The 19,449-nt window shown below is 44.3% G+C and carries 15 protein-coding genes; all 15 read right to left on the bottom strand.

The annotated features are described in order from the left end of the window. Nucleotides 1-59 precede the first annotated feature (59 nt). The 15 genes from G9G54_RS16670 to G9G54_RS16605 all read right to left on the bottom strand — a co-directional run bounded on the left by G9G54_RS16670 (nt 60) and on the right by G9G54_RS16605 (nt 19,394). A complete protein-coding gene (locus G9G54_RS16670; RefSeq protein ID WP_165178906.1) occupies nt 60-3,110 on the bottom strand; it encodes a phage baseplate assembly protein V in 3,051 nt (1,016 codons plus the stop codon). Between the two features lie 11 nt (nt 3,111-3,121). Further along, nucleotides 3,122-3,556, bottom strand: coding sequence for a DUF4280 domain-containing protein (locus G9G54_RS16665; protein ID WP_039270432.1), 435 nt, complete (start codon nt 3,554-3,556; stop codon nt 3,122-3,124). A gap of 27 nt (nt 3,557-3,583) precedes the next feature. Next, a complete protein-coding gene (locus G9G54_RS16660) occupies nt 3,584-5,008 on the bottom strand; it encodes a phage baseplate assembly protein V (protein WP_165178905.1) in 1,425 nt (474 codons plus the stop codon). Next, nucleotides 5,005-5,664 carry a hypothetical protein gene (locus G9G54_RS16655; protein ID WP_165178904.1) on the bottom strand — a complete coding sequence of 220 codons (660 nt, stop codon included), beginning with the start codon at nt 5,662-5,664 and terminating at the stop codon, nt 5,005-5,007. Before G9G54_RS16655 ends, G9G54_RS16660 begins: the two co-directional genes overlap by 4 nt. Before the next feature lie 20 nt (nt 5,665-5,684). Continuing rightward, the gene (locus G9G54_RS16650; RefSeq protein WP_238808157.1) at nt 5,685-6,176 is read right to left on the bottom strand and encodes a hypothetical protein; all 492 of its coding nucleotides are present in this window, start codon (nt 6,174-6,176) and stop codon (nt 5,685-5,687) included. A gap of 72 nt (nt 6,177-6,248) precedes the next feature. Next, nucleotides 6,249-7,397, bottom strand: coding sequence for a pentapeptide repeat-containing protein (locus G9G54_RS16645; protein WP_165178903.1), 1,149 nt, complete (start codon nt 7,395-7,397; stop codon nt 6,249-6,251). Between the two features lie 432 nt (nt 7,398-7,829). Continuing rightward, on the bottom strand, nt 7,830-9,164 hold the full coding sequence (locus G9G54_RS16640) for a DUF418 domain-containing protein (protein WP_238808155.1): 1,335 nt from the start codon (nt 9,162-9,164) through the stop codon (nt 7,830-7,832). A gap of 221 nt (nt 9,165-9,385) precedes the next feature. Further along, nucleotides 9,386-12,199 carry a M14 family metallopeptidase gene (locus tag G9G54_RS16635; RefSeq protein WP_165178902.1) on the bottom strand — a complete coding sequence of 938 codons (2,814 nt, stop codon included), beginning with the start codon at nt 12,197-12,199 and terminating at the stop codon, nt 9,386-9,388. Nucleotides 12,200-12,308: 109 nt separating this feature from the next. After that, on the bottom strand, nt 12,309-13,319 hold the full coding sequence (locus G9G54_RS16630) for an LCP family protein (protein ID WP_165178901.1): 1,011 nt from the start codon (nt 13,317-13,319) through the stop codon (nt 12,309-12,311). Between the two features lie 47 nt (nt 13,320-13,366). Continuing rightward, nucleotides 13,367-14,065: an SGNH/GDSL hydrolase family protein gene (locus tag G9G54_RS16625; protein ID WP_028541104.1), complete on the bottom strand. Its 699-nt coding sequence runs from the start codon at nt 14,063-14,065 to the stop codon at nt 13,367-13,369. A gap of 27 nt (nt 14,066-14,092) precedes the next feature. Then, nucleotides 14,093-14,887 carry an SGNH/GDSL hydrolase family protein gene (locus G9G54_RS26250; RefSeq protein ID WP_446723022.1) on the bottom strand — a complete coding sequence of 265 codons (795 nt, stop codon included), beginning with the start codon at nt 14,885-14,887 and terminating at the stop codon, nt 14,093-14,095. Nucleotides 14,888-15,098: 211 nt separating this feature from the next. Next, entirely contained in the window at nt 15,099-15,899 is an 801-nt protein-coding gene (locus G9G54_RS26245) for an acyltransferase family protein (RefSeq protein ID WP_446723021.1), read from the bottom strand. 184 nt (nt 15,900-16,083) lie between these two features. Next, nucleotides 16,084-17,229, bottom strand: a complete 1,146-nt coding sequence (locus tag G9G54_RS16615; protein WP_165178900.1) for a hypothetical protein — start codon at nt 17,227-17,229, stop codon at nt 16,084-16,086. Nucleotides 17,230-17,232: 3 nt separating this feature from the next. After that, nucleotides 17,233-18,693 (bottom strand): sensor histidine kinase, encoded by a 1,461-nt coding sequence (locus tag G9G54_RS16610; protein ID WP_165178899.1) that lies wholly within the window; start codon nt 18,691-18,693, stop codon nt 17,233-17,235. A gap of 2 nt (nt 18,694-18,695) precedes the next feature. Then, nucleotides 18,696-19,394, bottom strand: a complete 699-nt coding sequence (locus G9G54_RS16605) for a response regulator transcription factor (RefSeq protein WP_028541108.1) — start codon at nt 19,392-19,394, stop codon at nt 18,696-18,698. Between the last annotated feature and the right edge of the window lie 55 nt (nt 19,395-19,449).

Raw genomic sequence — 19,449 nt, 5'->3', positions numbered from 1 at the left:
TTCACACGACTTTATATCAGATTACTAGCAATAAAAAAACAATTCTACCATAGAAAAACTTAGTGCCATTGTACTACGTGCCACTCAATCCCTTTGGGAGTTTGCTTATAAATAATTCGCATTACACCATTGTTTCCATATTCGTCTCGTATATATACAGAATTCCACCCTGCGTAATTTTGCCCATTGCGCCTATTATCAAGAACATGATCGTTTAATGCCTCTAAACGCACTCTAGCGCTTTCGTCACCCCGAGCTTGCGCTGAAATATCATCAAGAATTTGATTAGCTAAATTTCTCTCATGCTTAGTTAAATGGCGACTTTGAGGTTTTCCTGATACACCGCCTCTTACTGGGATTTTTTGATATAAAGAATCTCTTGGATTTAGTATATTTGCATGTTCAATCCCTAATAATTTCTCTGGTGGTATAGATTCTGTTTTACTATTTCCCGTACCCTCAGAAGAATGATCCTCCTTCTTATGCGATCCTCCTGATGAAGCACCGTCATCTTTAGAATGCTTCTTTCCTTTCATTCCAACAATAAACGTTAATGCTGCATCTACTAACAAATGGGCATTTTCTTGTTTGGAGCTGTTTTTTACTTTTTCATAAGCAGCATCTGGATCCGTTATGACTTTAACTATTTTATCTGCTACGTCTTGTTTTCCTTGGAAGTTATCGGCCACCATTTGACGAATATCTAGATTAGGAAAGTTACGTATTCGCTCCCATGTCGCCTCTACATTTTCATGAGCAGATTTTTTGATTTCATTGAGCACAATCCGCTCGGTCTTATCCAGGTCTTTCATAAAAGGACTTTCCCTATACGGCCCATACTCTTTTCTATAATCGTCAATTGAATTCAGAAAATCAATTAGATATTTCTTCTGTTCTGTCGTGTACCCTTTCATATCATCCCGATACTTGGAACTCATCAAAGCTCTGTCACTATATCGAAAATGATTGTCTGTTTGCCGTTGATGTTCCATTAATGCGACTATATCTGTGGAGAGATCCTGATTATTATAATAGGCATTCAGCGCATCCTCAAACTGTTGATCCACATTTCTTTGATACCATCGTTCCCGTATATCAGAAGGTACTTCGCTATAGGCTTGGACGGAAGCCTGATTGACTCCCTTTACATAGTTGATGAAGTCATGTATGGATTGTACTTCTCCATACCCTCTGGCACTCGTCCATACCTTACCAAGAAATTCCATCGTCGCATGCCGTTCACGAGCCCTCTGTTCCTCCGCGTGCGCATGTAAGGTTTGAGCAGCAACCTTGGCCGTTTTCCCCAACACCACTCCCCAACCATGGGAAGGGACGCTGGCAATCATGGACAATCCTGCTGCCGCATATTTAACTATGGATGACGGTCCAGAGGAAGCCACTTCGGAACGAATCGAAGCTATTTTTTGACTTGCTGCTTTCGGTAAGGCACCCAATACAGGAATAGACGCAGCTACATCGCATACTTTCTGAGCTAATCCCAATACGCCATCGAGTAGACTAGCCTTCGGCGAATTGGGAGTGCTTGGGGTTGTCTTAACAGCTCCCCCGTCTTTACTTGTAACACTCGAATTGGAGTTTCCTCCTGTACTGCTGTTTGCTGCACTTTTCGCCGCCTGCGCCTCCGCATAAGCTTTCATAGACATTAGTGGTGGTTCCCAAATCGGTGCTAAATCAGCTACAAAAACTGGCCTTTTAACCGTGCCTTCCAACTGTACTTTAGCGGACCGTATATCCGTTTCTCCATCCAACACCAAGCTGCTGCTGCCCGCTTTGAAATAAATAGCCTCGGCAGCTTGAATATTCAGCTCCCCGTCTGCATGCAAGGAGAGCGTCTTACCTGCCGACAATGACAATTCATGTTCACTAACGACCTGAATACCCGAACCATTCATTGAAATGTGAACCTGTTCCGATTTAGCCGTCACCTTCAATTCACTGGTACTCAGCTTGATGTCCTTGCCATGAGGAGTCCCCCAATACTTGGTGGCTGGATCAGTGAGCTTGGGGGACGAGCTTCGCCCTTGTCGTATGGAACTTGCCGCATATCCATCCGCCTCCTGCTCTGTAGGGAAGCGGACAGATACTGTATCTCCTCGTTCCGGCATGACGTACCAACCGCTATGTCCTTCGGCGGTATAACTACTGGCATATGGAAACCACCACGCCTTATCCCGATCTTGTTTTTCATCCACTGTAAGATGAACACGGATTCGGCCTGATTCAGCTTCAATTACACGTCCTTCGAGTGAAGCTCCTGTGAGGTGGGGGCACAAAATCTCTGTTTGCTGAATTCCCTGTTCGTGAACCAGTTCATATTCGTGTAATAGCAACCCTTTCCGCAATTCAGAAGTGACTTCTGCCACCATCCATTGCTTACCATTCCAATTCGTGAGGTCTCCGGGCCTGGCAAGCGTTTCACTCTCCATCATGTAGCTGAATTCCGCTGTCCTTTTCGGATCAAAACTACGTCGAGTACGGTAAACCGGATGCTTCATCTCAACGTACTGCCCCTCAGGCATACCAAACCAGAATTTAGGTCCATTCAATGAGATCTCTGGGATCAACACCGTACCAAACCGGGAAGCCATCCGTTTGAGAAAGGCCCAATCCGTCTCTCGATATTGTAAAGTAAATTCATGCAAGATAGTACTATCTGTTATGTTATCAATAACATCGGCCTGATTGTACTTCTGAATGATTTGCTTGATCAAATTTCCGTAGGGCATTAAGGTATCCTGATAAGACCGCGTTGCAGGTGTGATATCCAACTGAATCGTATGAGAAACGGCTTCAAGCTCCACATAATAGATGCCACGCACCATCCGTGTTTCTGCATGGACCAGTAAACCATGGAACAAAATGCGTTCAGGCTGACCATTCTCTGTTTTGGTACGGATAATGACCGGTTCGTTATCCTGATCCTGTTCTATGTAATGATCTCTCTGCTCTTCATCTAACCATCCACTGATCTTTAACCGGGCATGGTCATTTAATTTTCGTTCAATACGCAGTTCGCTTATCGTTTGAAGAGGATATGGACCTGTACATTCCAACTCCGTATACGTTAACATCGTTTGTGTGTGATTCAACTTGTACCTCCTTACTCCAGCGTCTGGCCATCGTCTGTAATCCGAATCATTCCCCCGTATAGGCACGCATTCGAGCATTGATCCAGCAAGGCTGGTTCTCCCTCCACAAGCACATCACTTTTGCCGCCGATCCAGGGTCCGGTGATGACCGGAACACAGTTCGCTTTTTTCACCCCGTAGATATCAACCATGTCACTGCTTTTGACCGCTGGATTAGCTGGACAGGAGCAACGACCGAAATTGCTGATATTGGTTCCTGGCAAGTAATCTCCAACGTTCATTTGCGCTTTCTCTTTTACATATACTCCGTGACTGAACGGACGTTTGAGACGTGTCGGTTGCGTACCAAAGCTACAGCTTAAGATCGCCCCAGCAACAACATATCCTTGTTTACTTCCCCGTCCAGCTTGAATAGGTTCCTTATCGGAATGAGACTTATTTGCCATTCTTCTATTCCCCCTTTCATTCCTTTCTTAGTTCGTCTTCACTTCACTGCCCAGAACATTTGTCATTCCGCCCAGCGATACGGTGCTGCCTTTGCTCGTCATTTGAATTTCATCCCCTGCCGTGATTTTCACTTTACTGCCGGAATGAATGGAGATATTTCCTCCTGCTGAGAAATGAATCTGTTTGTCGCTTACAATATGAATACCATCTTTTTCATTTAACTGTATATACACAGCTCCCTCCTTACTGGTGATTACAATTTCATCGGGAGTTAATTTGATTTCCTTACCGTGGGCCGTACGAAATAATTTGATGTCGGGATTAGCAAGCACATGCTGCTCTACACTCTGATTCTTTTGGCGAAAAGATGTACTTGCCATGCCTTCTTCTTCCCGATGGGCAGGGAAATAGAGTAGCACGGTATCTCCCAACTCAGGCATCACGTACCATCCGCTATGTCCTTCCGCAGTATAAGGAGAAACATACGTGAACCAGTGGGCTTTCGTAGGGTCTTGAACGGCATCTATATTCAAATGTAATTTGATACGATCTCGCTCTACCTGAATGACTTTACCTGGTAAAGACAGACCAATAAGCTGTTCGTTAAAAACTTCCTTATGCCTCAACCCCTTGTAAGAAGTTAAGGTATACACGTGCTGTAGCACACCCTTTTGCATGTGAGTATCTACCTTGTACACGTACAAGTTTTTACCTTTAAAAGTAACGGTGCTGCCTAACTCCAAAACTTGCTCCGCCTCAACCAGATAATCAATAAAATCATGCTCGTTTACATGTGCTGTATCATTGCCGTTAAAATAACGATAATCCGCAACTCGTTTACTGACGGTGTAATGATAATTCGTTAAATCAAGTCCTGACTGGGTTTCCTCAACACCAAAATAACACTTCGGCACATCAAACACCGAGGCAGGCGTGAGTGAAGTATGATAACGCGAAGCGATCCGCTTGAGGAACTCCCAATCTGTTTCACGATATTGGACCGCTAAACGACCTAAAGCTGCTCCCCCTGTAGCCGAATCAATAATGTCAAAACCGGGATAATCCCTACCTACAGCCCGCAGCAATTCCTCTACCTTCATATTTTTATCCTGAAAGGACCTGTCTTTTTTGCGAATATCCAGTTTATACGTGTGTGATATAGCCTCGACCTCCAAGTAATACACATCTCGGACAGCTTTGACTTCCATATGAAGTATCGTTCCGTTAAATAGCGGTGTTGGTGTTCCTGCCTCATCCAATTGTGATACACAAACCGGGGAATCGGCTTCGATCAATTGAACATAACTGTCCTGTAATTCCTCAGGTAAAATAGCTGTAAAAGAGAGCCGGGTGTGCTCATTCAACCGCTTGGTCATACGCAATTCCTGAATACTCACCAATTCAAATGGCGTAATTTGCAGCCGATCATATGTAATGTTAGTTAATGTCATAAGGGTTTATTTTCCTTTCGATCAGACTCGATTTTCAACGTTAGCAGCATACTGCGGGCAACGGGCTTCCAGGTCACCATTTCTTCTTCCGTACAGTTAAACGCGCACATTAGCGCCCGTCCTTCCAATACTGTGAAAAAGGATAAATTATACATGCGGCTATTCCAGACAGGCGTCATGAATTCGCAGTATCCTATTCGATTCTCTCCTATCTCCAACACTTCATGGCCAAACCATTCGGTCAACTTCTGGGTTTGTTTTACCACCAGAGCCATCTCATCCGTAAAGTCCTCCAACTCTTCTGTTTGCAACGGGCTTTCGGTATGCTTGAAGGTTAAGTTAATCGTGCCTGCCTCATTAGTGAAAATAAAATCTGGGCGATGATGAGAAGGATATTTTAATAGTTGCTCGTCAATTGGCATATCCCGAAAGCTCTTTGGCATTGTTATACTGATGCGTTCATCCACTAAATACCGCTGAGCAAAAATCAGACTTTCTCCATCAAGTTGCATGAATGTTTGTAAAGGCTGCCCAAACGGTTCTTTCTCGTGTGCGTGACTCAAAGCTTCATCCTCAGTTGAGGATGGATTATTTTCGGCATTTTCTGATGTTACCGTATGTAGCAAAGAAACAATTTTCTTATCCAGATGTTCCACAAATATCTCCTCCCATTTCGTTACTGCATATCGACTTCCTGAAAGGAGATACCACTCGTTCCCCTCCGCAACAGACTTTCTGCTAATGCCAAATTTACTAATGTACAGGTTTCACGCAAACCTTGAACTTGCAATAAGGGCCTTCCCTCGGTGCGCTCTCGATCTACTACCAACTTCATCAATGTTCCTCCGGGATGAAATGTACTTAGCTCACCTACACAGTTCACTAAAGGGGGCTGAATCATCCAGTACAACTTTTGTTGAGAACGTTCCATATCCCGAAACAAAGCCATACGACTGAAGAGGCTCGGCGTATAGACCTGTAACAACTCATGTACAGAATCAGATACCATCATCCTCGAACCCATCAGAATATCAGGGTAAACCGTGTAATCGTGACCCTTGACCTTAAACTGTGCAGCATAAGAAAAGGGCCATTCCGTCCAATTATTAATATTTACCATCTCTGCATTGGCCTCTTCGTCCCATATGGGAACAGCAGAATACAACATCCGATCATCATGTTGACAAAGAAAATACTCCACTATGCCACGTCCCTTCCATTGCGCCTGTCCTACATGGTTTCATCCAAATGAAGTTAGATCCCGGGCAACTGGATGCATCCCTAAACTAAATCGGGTTCCATCCAGCACCGCCCCTTTGAAACAGGCCCCCTCAATAGCTGCACCAATAAAGTCGGCCCCCTGCAATATAGCCCCGGTGAAATCTGCATTCTGTAAGTAAGCGCCCTGAAATTTGGCTCCTGTAAGATCTGCTCCTGCAAAACTTACGGGTTGAAAACCAGGTCTTTCCCATCGTTCAGACTGGTATATTCCAGGTACAGCTACTGCATCTCGAAAAGACGTTCCTCTTAAGTTGGCTTTTTCAAAACGAGCTTCTTGTATCAAACAACTGCTGAAGTCAGCTTCTATTAAATATGCTTCATTCCAACGGGAACCAATCAAATTTCCTCCCGTAAAAACACTATTGTTAAAGGAACTTTCATTCAAATCGGCATATTGTAGACGTATTCCCTCATAATTTCCTTGAGACCCGTCGATCTTGCGGAAAACTTCATGTATGTAGTCGTAGGGCTTTTTTTCCTCTAGCCAGTCTTTAATCACAATGGAATCTTTGACACGCACATCTCGTTTATAAATGACTTCACTTCGATCTAAATATTCTCCGACTCTCAGTTCGAATACATCTTCCAACTGTATTTCATGAGCAAACTGAATATCATCGAACCATTCTTCTGTGATACTAAAACGCGCCAAGGCAATGATATATTGATGAACATATACTGCCACGTGCAATTTCATTCTCTGAATATCATCTAATCCGATTCTTCCACCGTATTTCTTAGCCTGCTTACTTAATTCCATCTCCCACTCGTTCAAATAGCGAAATGCCCAATCTGCATTATAGGTATCTCGACAAGTATGGAGATCCATAAACCATCTTTTATCCATCGCCTCCACTAAATAGGTCGCCCTTCCGTTTGCTAATTCGGTACGAAGCATGGAATAAGATATATATCCCAAGGCGTGTTTATCACCTTCTTGCTGCATCAACTTGACTTTCTCAAATATCTGCTCCAGTGAATTGCAAAATGCCTTAGCCAAGGCATGCTTATGATTTTGGAAATAAACTTCCAATGCGAATAACATTCGATGCTTTAGGGGTTCATAGATCTCATTTTTAAAATGTCGAAAGACCTCTTCACGATTCACGCTCTATCTCCTTTCTAGTCGTCACATTTACATAGGCTGCACGCCTCAATTAGTTGATATGTGAAATCATAATTTTCAAGGGTATATTTAACAGTAAATCATCCTTATGTATGTATCGGACAAATTAGTGATTTTGTTTACAGAAAGACCCATAACTGTACTCAATGAAAAAGGGGTGGGTTCACAATTGAATCCACCCCTTCCGAGAAATTAAATATTAATATTTTCTATTATTTTCATGATTAGTTTCTCTTTTTCAATTCTGTTCATTGATTATCTTATAGCTCAGTTTATTTAGGCACCATGATCAGAGCCGATGAATACCGAAAATCGGACTGTATTCTCTTTATCTGGTATCCTGTTTGATCAGTCCGTTTTAATTATAACCCGGCACTTTCTATGACTATAAATATAGAGTATCAAGAAGGCTATCTACTTTACTGTTTGTGAGACTGGTTGGGTAGGACTGAATACTCGGTCAAAACGGCGCATCAGTCCTTCAAGCGGGCCGACAGGAAGCCGCGCAATCAGCCAGCCCAGCAGTAGTGCCGCCACTCCGATAGTCAGGTCGCCGAACGGAACGCCTTCGAGATTATGCCCGATTCCTATCAGATCAAGAATCCAGACCACCACAAACTGAATGGCATACATGGTCAGCGCCACGCGCCCGACTGCCGCAAAAGGCATTAATACAGCGGAAAATTTCTTCGCCACGAAGCATGCTAGTCCCAATACCAGAAACGAGATTCCCAGGCCTATAATCGTCTGGAATGACGAAGCGGTGTGCGGAGCCGACTGCAAAAGCATATGCCACATCGGTGGTTCCGTGTTAAGCGGCCAAATTGCGTATTCATCCGGCTGCATAGGAGCAATTCCCTGTGCGCTGATCAGCCATTGTTCAAAACGAAGGCTCCAACCTGGAAGCACAAAAGTGGCCAGCGTTTTGCCTATCATAAGCATAACAATACCGCTGCCTGCGAGTATGAGAGCTGTGCGTATCCTGGTGAGGTCAAAGCGGCCAATGGCCATGCCGGCAACAAATGCAGGAGTCAAGGCGAGAGCAGACATCGGACCTCCCGCGATATCACTAAGAAGATAAGCTTTCGAGAAAATGCTTGATCCAAGAATCATTAGCGGCGGGGCCGTCACGAGCAAAACTGCTGCTGTTGTAACAATGGTGCGGGTCGAACGGCGAAATAACATTAGTGCCAACACAAACATAGCTGCATAGGCAGGCAAAATGACACCATATGAAGTGTTCAGCATAATAAGCAAATACCCGATAATATCAACAAATACGGCGCGTGCCAGCATTCGCGCACGGAAAGCGGCCGTATCCGCTCCCCGTTCCATCATGCGCTGTGCCATAATGGAATAAGATATACCCCCGCACAATACGAATAATAGTGTCGTGTTTCCGGAAACAATCGCAGAAATGTTTGGATTCGATCCGAAGTGCTGTAAGTACATTCCCAGCACCGCCAGTCCTCGTGCTGCATCAAGTGCTACAAGACGCCCGGTGCCCCGCCTTCTCCTCGACTCTTCTACAGAGCTTCGAGAAGGAATATCGCTTTGTGTACCGTCGTAGGATGTATTGGATAAACCTGCTGTATCTACTGCTTTTTCATCCAATTTATTAGCAACCGTCTTTTCATCTACTTGATTTTCATTCAACTGGCTGTTTACGGAAGAAGCCCGTTTTTTAATATTTTCCTCTCCCTCATACTCTCTGACGAATCTGCTCATCAGCTTTATACTGCTTAGCAACTTGCATTCCTCCCTGAAAATACTGAATTCACATTTTTATCAACCTGGTTATGCAGAGGATTGATGTCACGCTATAATCCAATATATCCTGCAGATGTCGCTAAAGTTTGATCAAGTTGTAAACAAAATGTCACAGTAGGCGAAACCGTATTATCGCAAAAACAACCTTATTCGCAGTTGATCACTGGAATAAGGTTGTTTGCAATATCATTAAAAGTCACTCAGTATTTTCCGGCGACGGCATTAAAAATTGAATTGGCCAGTAGTCGGAATTGCTGCTGTGAATGAGCGCCATTGGTTAGATCATTGGAGAAAACAGTAAGATTCTTTTTGTTTTCCTTATAGGTGAAGGCCATGATCTTTCCTCTTGCGGCATCGTGACCTGGCCACCAGCCCGCTTTGAAGAAGTTTTCTTTATTACTTATGGTTGCAAGAACTTTTGCTGCTTTAGGTAGTTTCGTAATGTAAGAACCTGTAACGGTGTAGAAGTATTCTTCACTATCGTAAGGAGCTGTAATCACATGATCCTGTTTGATATTCGCCAGGAAGACCCCTTCGTATCTTTCCCATGTCGGTCCAGCAAACGCAAATTGGGGAATCCAGTTTTTCACATTAACCATCCCCATATTTCCATAAGCAATGTAAGGCTTCCCTTTCTCGACAAGTTTGTCGGAATCGAATGTATTCACCAGCACATCGGCATGCTGCTGATCATCGGTCACTTTAAAACCGAGATTTTTGAGCACATAAGCTGGTTCGCCGACAGCGGCTACCGTAGAAGGTTTAAGAACTTTGCCAACAGGTCTGTTATTGCCGAATGCCGTTACATCAAGATCGTATTTCGAGGCCAGCGGGTGCAGATCATCATAGGCCACTGCAAAGTCACCCGCTTCATATCCTGTTCCGCTTTTGGATAGCATCGTAACCGCTTTGCCGGATTTAAGCAATTCATTAACCGTTTTGATGACATCGTTATTGGTGTTTCGGATTAAAACATAGGCAGAATGATTCGGCATTTGTGTTGCCGGAATCGATACGGAAGTCACCGGAGAAGTTTTGCCCGCAAACACTCCGGCTTCTCTAATCGCATCACATTCAAATCCTCGTAGGACTGGAAAGTCCTGTACAATCTCGCCAGCTACGGAAGCATAATCTGAGACGTCAATACCATCATATAAAACCATGTTTGCAATGCCGTGTGTGGCCTGATGCATATTTATGATAAATGAACCTGCAGGGTAGGTCTTGCCAGCAGCACTTACAGCTTTTGTCGAGCGTTCAACCTTTACTCCATTGCGGATAAAATATTCAATCATCCGGTAGGCTTCCAGCGGATTTTTTTGAAGACTTTTATCAGTCGGCAAAACGTAATATTCAGGGAAAAAATTCTTATTACCGTGACGCGGGCGGCCAATGACTTGATTTTTTGCATTGACTAGATACCGATCTACGGCATGATCATCCATATTATTAATTCCACGTTCATATATTTTCAGCTGGTTCAAAAATAACTTTTCTTTCTTTTCCATAACATAATCGGTTGCTGCAGCGACACTATAGTACAATGCTTTGGTCGACTCCTCATTCGATTCAGGTGTTTCCAGCGTATGTCCCATTGCACCATGGTGCATGGCGAAGACAGCTGTATAGGCTGGAGACGCATCGTCCCATCCCGAAGCAGTTCCTTTGGAAACATATTTAGGATTTTCGGCCGTTTTACGATGTTCTTCATAAGGAATATGGTAGTAATCATACTTCGTGTTTGCAATACCTGCTTCACCCATCACTTTTGCCTGTTCTACCATGTTATCCATAAGCAAATCGTATTCAATATTCGGATTGTGAGGCGGTGTGGTAGGCTCAATCAGAAAATTCTTATCAAACCCATGCAGATCTAGGAAAGAAATCGGCGACCATCTGGCGATTTGCTCTGTTATACTGCGTGTTTCAGGCTGAGTTTGATATGAATTATCCCGATTCAAGTCAAAATATTCAGCATTAGAACGTTCGGTATGAACCCTTCCATCCGGATTCTCCGTATACAGGAACAGGAAAAATACATGATCAAGCGCATCATCCAAATTCAGAGTTACCGTACTCGATTTTCCATTGGACGGGGTGGTCTTGTACGTAACATTTTTATCGAGGGCCATTGTCTTAAAATAATTGATAATCGCATCAAAGCCCGGCGCTTCATTTGGATGAATATTGTTGATCCAGATGGGCACTTGATAATCTCCGAATGCACCGGATTTAATATCGTTCTCCAGCTTTGCAGGATGATTCAGCATGTCAGGATGAGTTACATTCTGATATTTGTCAATCGTTGCTTTATCTTTGGCAAGCACAGTCATATAAATATCGCGGCCTTCCACGGATTTGCCGATCGACATCGTTTTAATGTATCTGTTGTTTTTTTGAGCTGTCTGTGCCGTAATCGCATCAATCTCCGGCTTCAGTTCGTCATACGTACGGAAGCTGTCGTACGGGACCAGTTTCATGGGAGCACGGGCAACAGTTTTTCCGTTGACTACTGCAGCCAGTTCATAGGTCCCCATCAGGGAAGCGTATAGCGGACGCTGCAGACTCGGTTCGGCAAGATTCTCCGTACCGTAAGTAAGACCGAAATTGATATTGGCAGTGACTTCTCCGTTTTCTGCTTTGACCTGAGTAACGGTGATAAAGGGAGCGCCATTATAATCGCCATTCTTGTACGATTTCCATTCCGATAATGGCTTTCCACCATATGTCCAGCGTATTTTCTTTATATTGGTCCCCTTCGGAAGTTTAAATCTAGCTTTAATTGTTCTTTTCTTCGTCATGGATGCTACATTGTTATCCAATTTCAGTGTCCGGGTATTTTCACCTTGCGTTGAAATTGTTTTTGTTGGTTGACTCTGTTTATCGTTCAATAATGTGCTTTTTGCACGCTGTGCAGCATCAGCCATAGCAATGTGGGGAGCAGTGATCTCCAAAAGCATTGCGGCGGATATGGTTAACGCCAAGCAGAACCTTACTATCGGTTTCGTACCCATTCTTTTTCCCCCTATTTATAACCGGAAGACCATGTTATGCTCTTCTTTATTCACATAGGCATTTACAGACTATTGTCCGGCAAATGATGATTTTATATATTGTCCAATCCTATTCAAAATCTGTTTTCTGCTTCTGACCGGAAGGATTGTCTATAATCTTATTAGAAGCGTGAGAGTTTATGATACTTTGCACAAATTGCTTCAAATCAGTTCGGCTTGTTACGTCCAGAACAGCCGCTTTACCAACATAGGTTTCTTTTAACAGCTTCATTGGCGGTATTTGTTCATTTTCCTTCAATGTACTTTGATACCCTACCGAAGCCAAATTCCACATATCGGAGACTGACAAATTGGTATCGATATACGGACTGATTTCCTCAAGAATGGAAGGGAGCTTCATAATTGAAGTCGTTGTTTTTACTTTCTCGGCTAGTGCCGTAATCAATTGCCGCTGTCTTTTTGTTCTGGAATAATCGGACATGGCATCATGACGAAAACGGACATATTGAAGCGCCGTTTTGCCGTCGAAATGCTGCTGTCCCTGCTTTAAATTAATATCATACTCATGCTGATCGGCTTTGCTCTCATAGTACATATCCTTTTCGACATAAAAATCGAGTCCGCCTACAGCATCCACGAGTTTAATAAACCCCTGGAAATCCGTATATACATAAAAATGAACAGGCACCCCCAGCAATTCGCTGACTGCTTTCATCGCCGTATCTGGCCCATGCGTAACAGCGGTATTAATTCGATTTTTGCCGTACCCGGGAATATCCGTATAAGTGTCTCGAAGAATCGAAAATACATGAATATGCTTATTGGCAGGATTCAATGAAACGACCAACATGCTGTCGGATCTGGGTACCTCGCCCTTGTCACTTCCACGGGCATCCACACCCATCAGCAGAATGTTGACAGGCTCGGTTCCCTCCCACTCCGGAGCTTCCAGAGCTTCGGCATTATCGGTGCTTACTTTAATGAACGAGGAGTTTGCCGGTGTTTTGTTAAGTCCTTCTAATCCTTTGTAAATGGACAAGAAATAGTAAAAGACAAAGATTACAGCAGCGACCACAAGTAACAATGTTACAGTCAATATCCTCTTTTTCCTCTGTGTCATGTCATTCTTCCTTTCTGGATGATGAACGCCCCTGCCCCTTTCTGTATTTAAGATTTTTGCAAGGCTGCTACGAGAAGTGAAGTGTAGTATCGGCTACCATCTGGTTTTAAATGGACGCCATCTCTATAAAAGTATTCATCTTTGCCTACACTAGCCGAATACCAGTCCACCACGCTGACGTTACTGTATTCACCAGCGACCTGTGCAATCGTGTCATTGGCCGTGTCTTGCCAGCCTTTCGGCACCCGGGTGGTAACCAAGATTACCTGTCTGGCTCCAGAAAGGGATTGCAGTACGTCGCGCAGTTGGTCTTTGCTAAACGGACCGTTGGTGCCGAGTTCGATAATGACCTGGTCTCCCAGTTTGCCTTGGGCGGACAATTCATTAATGACTTTTATAGCTTGAGACATCTGCCGGCCAACCTTGCCGTCAACCGTCATATTCGGAAGCTGCTCTTTTAAATAAGGCTCAATTCCGACCGTAACCGAATCTCCAATCATCGTGACGCCCTCGCCGTTTAAGGAAGCGGATGGTTGAGCTTGTTCTCCGCTGGTGCTGGAAGCCGCACGCTTTTGTGCAGCGGGCTGCATCGCATCAAGATTGTATAGAGAAGAATCCTTGCTGCGTGATTCGTTATCATCCGAATTTTGCTTTGCGTGCATATGGAGGCCGATGGCTCCTAAAGCGATAAGGATAACCATAAAACCCCCTAATGTTTTTACCATCCATCCATTTTTTTTGTTCATACCTAGTTCATCCTTCCCTTTAACATGCTAGTAGGTTTTATCTTGTTTGATAGCATCAATCAAAAACGAGGCATAATACTGAGCGCCTTCTGGTTTCAGATGAACACCATCGTCATAAAACAGATCGTTGCGGTTTTCGCTGGCCGAATACCAGTCGATAAGCCGGACATTTTGAAATTCACCAGCAATTTCACGTAGATTGTCATTTACGGTATTCTGCCACCCTCTCGGTACTCTGGTCGTTATCAGATAAATGTGCCGGGAATCCTGCAGTGAAGCCAGCAAGGACTTCAGTTGACTCTGGTTAAAAACGCCGTTGGTGCCGAGTTCAATAATAATTTTATGGCCAAGTTTGCCCTGTGCCCGCAGGCCATCAAGCACATCCTCGGCCTGTGACATTTGCCGTCCCACCTTGCCATCTATGATGATACCGGGAAGCTGTTTTTCCAGAAACGGGGCGGCATCCAGAATGACAGAATCTCCAATCGCCGTGACCCCCTCTCCTTCTGCGGAATGGCCTGTATTTTCAGCGGAATGATTTTCAGCGGAACAGCCGGATTGCAGCTTTTCTGTCTGGACGGATTCCCGGCTTACAGTTGCTGGCGCATCGGGTACAGGATCTGGTGAATCCGTCTTCCATGATGTCAGGACCAGAATGATGGCGATAACAATTACGACAAGACCTAGTTGGCTGCCAGCGCCTGATCTGCGGAGTGATTTTAGGCTGGTCCCAAAGGTCCCGCGGCGGATGGGCTCTTCGATGTATCTGTAGGAAAGACCCGCCATTATGAAACTGACCATTACCTGCAGAGCAATGCGCATATAGCTGGCATCTTCGGTACTTACCGCGGGACTTGATAAAATAATGACCGGATAATGCCATATATACAGACTGTAAGATCGCTTACCGATCCAGCTTAGAGGCCGGCAGCCGAGCAATCGTTCCAGTCGATTGGCCGGATGAACAAGTACAGCAATAACAACTGCAGTAATGAGTGATAAATAAAGAAAACCGCCGCGATACAGCGAATCATCAAACTGGTTGGTTGGTCTGACCGATCAGGATAAACAGCATTACAATGCCCAGCACGCCAGTCATATCCAGCATGGTCCGGGACGAAGAAGATACATTGTCGCTCAGTCTCCAGCTGGGCCAGATTACCGCCAGAGCCGCTCCGATTAAAATGGCAAACGCCCGCGTGTCCGTCCCGTAATACACCCTACTTGGATCTGTTCCGGGTTCGTATATAACGGCCATTGCTATGGCGGATATGGCGGCGCAACCCAGAATGTATAACATCAGTCTGCCTCGTCGCGGTGCAAGGCACAGACCGATCAGTAGAACAAGCGGCCAGATTACGTAAAACTGTTCCTCAATGGAAAGCGACCAGAGGTGCCCGATTGGAGAAGGCGGGCCAAAGCTCTCAAAATAGGAAACATGATGAAAAATGAGATACCAGTTGTTTACGTAAAAAAGCGAGGATACAAAATTTCCTCTTAATTCCTGCAGTCTGGAGAAATCGGTAATTAAAAACCACAATGCCACTACAGTCATCATAAAGATCATTGCTGGCAGTAGTCTGCGCATTCGTCTTATCCAGAATTGCACAATAGAAAAACCGCTGCGCGTCCTCCATTCAAAAAGGATCTGATCCGTAATTAGATATCCTGACAGGACGAAAAAAATCTCCACTCCCAGCAGCCCACCCTCTGCCCATCTGAAATGAAGATGATAAGCAATAACAGCAAGCACGGAGATGGCCCTTAGCCCATCCAGACCGGTCATATAACGTTTTATGGGTTGATTCAGGTGCAAATTCCGGTTTCCATTCACTATGGTCCATTCCTTGTCCTTATAGGCTAATGATCTTGCTTCATTTACTATAGAAAAAAGATGTCGCTAAAGTTTGATCAACATGTAAACAAATTGTCACAACGGTTGCAAAAAGAAAAACCTTATTCCGGCTGAACAACCGAAATAAGGTTTTTGACATATACAAATATGGCGATCCTAATCACTATTTCAATTCAATGATCAATGACTCCTTGCTAGGAGAATCTGTTGGCGCAGTCTGCGAGGAATCCAATTGCTTTTGTCCTTGAAGCAGTACACTTTTATTGTTCGGATTCCAGTACATATGCGTCGGCAAAATTCCGCGATACACCGGTTCGTTGTACATTATATTTCTTCCTTGCACCTTGCCTACGTAAGTGACATTTTGATCATACACGGTGTATGCGATATTTTTCCTGTCAGGCGAGAATTCAAAATCAAGCACTTTTTCCAGAATGACGGAGAGCTCTCCGTTTCGCTGATCATATTCGTACAATGAACTATCCGTTCCGAGAAACACAAACTGGTCGTTATTCATCCAGGCTACTGAATCTCCACCAAACTGACGCTCGTATTGAAACTCAATATTCTTCCCGGAAACCTTCCCCATGGTTAACACCTTTTTCTGACCTTGTTTTGCACGAAATAACTGCAGCAGTACGCTGCGACCATCATTTGCAAGGTTAACACTCAAAAGCGTGTCTCCCTTTAGGATACCTTTTAACTGATATTTGCTGGAAGTTTGAGCCCCCATATCGTAGATGTACAGGCTATCAGCTCCATTATCAACCGGGTTTTCTACCAGGTAGCCGATATACGAACTGTTGGCAGACCAGGAAACATATTGTACATAAGAGTCGTTTCTGGTGCTGATCCTGTCTATTTCCTTTTCTTTGCCATCATGCAAGGAAATAAGCTTTAAGGTTGTCTCCGAGGAAGAACGAGAAAATTCGCAAATATATTTACCATCGGGAGAAAGTATAGTATTGGAAGTTACATTGCCGATTCCGGGTATGGCCTTGCTCTGCTCATACGGATAAGTTAAACGTTCCAGCGTGCCTCGCTTCAGTATGGTCATGGCTCCGAACGAAGCGATGACAGCATCTGCAGACGACCAGCCCAGCAGCTGACCCGTATTCGCAAAACGATCCGGAAGCCGATATATTCTTTGGACCTGAAACGGCCGAGAGCTTTGATCGGCACTGGAAACTTCATTGCTGTCGGTGATGACGACGGTCTCTGTTTTTGGTTCTGAACCGCATCCTGACAACAGTAATACCACAAGAGATACGACCAGCAGCATTACAAAATATTTATATTTATTGCCCATTATTCATTCTCCGTTCCCCGCGGTTTCCAGAGCTTTAAATTCCACCGTTACGATTGTTTCATTATGCTCGTTTGTAATCATGATGGAACCTGCAGATTCTTCAACGATGGATTTCACAATACTGAGCCCCAAGCCTACACTGCCTTCTTCCGCGCTGTCGGAATAAGCCGGGTAAAATGGTTGTAACAAGCGTGACAGATGTTCTGCCTCAATCGGATCGCTTGGATTGCTGAAGATCAAGCGGATCTTTTCTTCTGACCGCATCGCTTTTACCGATACTGCCGAAAACGGCAAACTGTATTTTATCGCATTATCTATCAAATTGATGAACAGCTGTCTGATTCTGTCCCCATCGGCCAACATGATCAATTCCTCACTAATCTCATATTCAATGGTCTTTTTATAGCGCTGTGCCCGGATCGTCATCGATTCACACACATCCCGCAGGATCAGCCCGATATCCACCCGATCAAGCTCATTGATCATGATATTTTTGCGTGAAACTTCCAGCAGTTTTAGCACCATCGCATGCAGGCGCCTACTCTCCTCGATAATATGATTCATTCCTTTATCAAAAAAAACACGATCTTTCTCACCGTTCAGCCTGATCAGTTCTGCATATCCCAGAATGGAGGTTAACGGCGTTTTCAGTTCATGAGTGATATTGTCAAAAAAGCGCTTTTCCTGCTGGTGAAGTTGCTTTAAATGGTCCCGGTCCTTCTCAATAATATGAATCTGTCTACTAATTTGATCAATCATATCGTTAAAATTTTCAGCCAGTCGGCCAATTTCATCTCTGCGTTTAAAATGAAGGCGGATATCCAGATTCCCGTTTTTCACCTCGGTGGATGCTTGCGTCAGTCTGGTCAGCGGGATGGTAATATGCCTGGAAAGAATATAGGAAAACAGAAAGGCTGCCGCAAAAATCGCCAAGGCAATATAGAGAGTAATCTGCCGAATCTGTCCGGTTTGTTCGTAGAGTGAGCTGAAATCTTTGTAAAAACGCAGTATGCCCACCTTTGAACCGTCTATAACAACCGGATAGGAGAAAAGGACAGTCGTCTTATTACGATCATAAGTAATGCTGTACGCTGTATTGCCATCAATCGCCTGCTGTAGATCGCTTTGCATTTGCTGCTGAAATAAGGAGCTGTCCGGGGCATAAAGCAATTTGCCTTTCACCGTATATACGCCAACACTGCTGTCCGTGGTATGGTTCAGATCAGTTGCTATCTCCCTGGCAATCTCTCCAAAATACAGCTCATTGCTGCTGAAATGGTTAATCAGGAAAGCCTGGCGCACATACACATTGCTATTGTTTTTCAGTCCGACCAATTCGGAGGTAACCAAATTCTGATTGCTTGTCCGGATAAATTCCTTGACTGTCTGATTAAGCACGACAAAAGAAAACGAAAAAATCAGAAAAAAACCGATCAGAAATTTGATGCTGATTTTACGTATCATGCTTATCCACCCATTTTTTTAAATTTGTACCCGATTCCGAAGACGGTAGTAATGCATCCAGTGGCATCCAGCTTTTTGCGGAGTCTTTGGATATGCGTATCAACCGTACGGGTATCTCCGGCAAAATGATAACCCCATACTAGATCAAGCAGTTCGGAACGTGTAAAGTTTCTGCCCGGATGTTTAACCAGCATCATAAGCAGGTCAAATTCCTTGGGGGTCAATTCAACGGGACGGCCCTCTTTTTGGACAAGCCGTTCTTCTTCGATCACTTCAATATTTTCAAACCTAATGACGGCTTTCGCAGCTTCTTCCCTGTCCGGGCTGCTCGCCTGCTCCACTCTGCGCAAAATGGTTCGAATGCGTGCAACAACTTCGCGCAGATCAAAAGGCTTGGTAATATAATCATCGGCACCGAATTCAAGGCCGAGAATCTTATCGGTAATATCCGATTTGGCCGTAATCATGCAAATCGGTATGTTATAGTCCATAGTCACCTTTTTGCAAATATCTAGACCGCTCTGGTCAGGCAGCATCCAATCCAGCAGCAGCAAATCGGGCTGAAACGACTGCAACTCATGCATTCCCGCTGCTCCGCTGGCCGCTGTGCGTGTCTGGAACCCCTCCATAGAAAGCCCGTACGAAAGCAAGTCGGCAATCGGGGCATCATCTTCAATAATAAGAATCTTTGCTTTATTCATAGCAATCCTCATCTCTATTTTTAATACGGCAGGTTTATGACATTGTCCATTATAT

This window comes from Paenibacillus sp. EKM212P (assembly GCF_011066115.1).
GTDB classification, from domain to species: Bacteria; Bacillota; Bacilli; order Paenibacillales; family Paenibacillaceae; genus Paenibacillus; species Paenibacillus polymyxa_B.
This window is presented reverse-complemented; position numbering and strand designations above follow the sequence as displayed.

Excerpts from the sequence above, each read along its gene's own strand:
- G9G54_RS16615 (WP_165178900.1), bottom strand. The coding sequence starts at position 17,229 with ATGGGCAATAAATATAAATATTTTGTAATGCTGCTGGTCGTATCTCTT.
- G9G54_RS16630 (WP_165178901.1), bottom strand. The coding sequence starts at position 13,319 with ATGACACAGAGGAAAAAGAGGATATTGACTGTAACATTGTTACTTGTG.
- G9G54_RS16635 (WP_165178902.1), bottom strand. The coding sequence starts at position 12,199 with ATGGGTACGAAACCGATAGTAAGGTTCTGCTTGGCGTTAACCATATCC.
- G9G54_RS16660 (WP_165178905.1), bottom strand. The coding sequence starts at position 5,008 with ATGACATTAACTAACATTACATATGATCGGCTGCAAATTACGCCATTT.
- G9G54_RS26250 (WP_446723022.1), bottom strand. The coding sequence starts at position 14,887 with ATGCGCATTGCTCTGCAGGTAATGGTCAGTTTCATAATGGCGGGTCTT.
- G9G54_RS16665 (WP_039270432.1), bottom strand. The coding sequence starts at position 3,556 with ATGGCAAATAAGTCTCATTCCGATAAGGAACCTATTCAAGCTGGACGG.
- G9G54_RS16605 (WP_028541108.1), bottom strand. The coding sequence starts at position 19,394 with ATGAATAAAGCAAAGATTCTTATTATTGAAGATGATGCCCCGATTGCC.
- G9G54_RS16650 (WP_238808157.1), bottom strand. The coding sequence starts at position 6,176 with ATGTTGTATTCTGCTGTTCCCATATGGGACGAAGAGGCCAATGCAGAG.
- G9G54_RS16610 (WP_165178899.1), bottom strand. The coding sequence starts at position 18,693 with ATGATACGTAAAATCAGCATCAAATTTCTGATCGGTTTTTTTCTGATT.
- G9G54_RS16625 (WP_028541104.1), bottom strand. The coding sequence starts at position 14,065 with ATGAACAAAAAAAATGGATGGATGGTAAAAACATTAGGGGGTTTTATG.